Raw genomic sequence first — 220 nt, forward strand, 5'->3', positions numbered from 1 at the left:
TCACCCGTCCGCCACTCGTCACCCGAGAGCAAGCTCTCTGTGCTACCGTTCGACTTGCATGTGTTAGGCCTGCCGCCAGCGTTCAATCTGAGCCATGATCAAACTCTTCAATTTAAGTTTGATGCTCATGAATTAAACTTCGTAATGAATTACGTATGTTCACTCACTGAGACTTGGTATTCATTTTTCGTCCGAGGACGTTAAGAATCCATGTCACTTT

At 45.5% G+C, this 220-nt stretch carries 1 rRNA gene; it reads right to left on the reverse strand.

What is annotated here, in order from left to right:
• Positions 1–114, reverse strand: a 16S ribosomal RNA gene (locus GO007_RS28315); the annotation flags it as partial.
• Between the last annotated feature and the right edge of the window lie 106 nt (positions 115–220).

The sequence above is a fragment of the Klebsiella sp. 10-1 genome, assembly GCF_009758445.1.
Lineage (GTDB): Bacteria > Pseudomonadota > Gammaproteobacteria > Enterobacterales > Enterobacteriaceae > Klebsiella > Klebsiella scottii.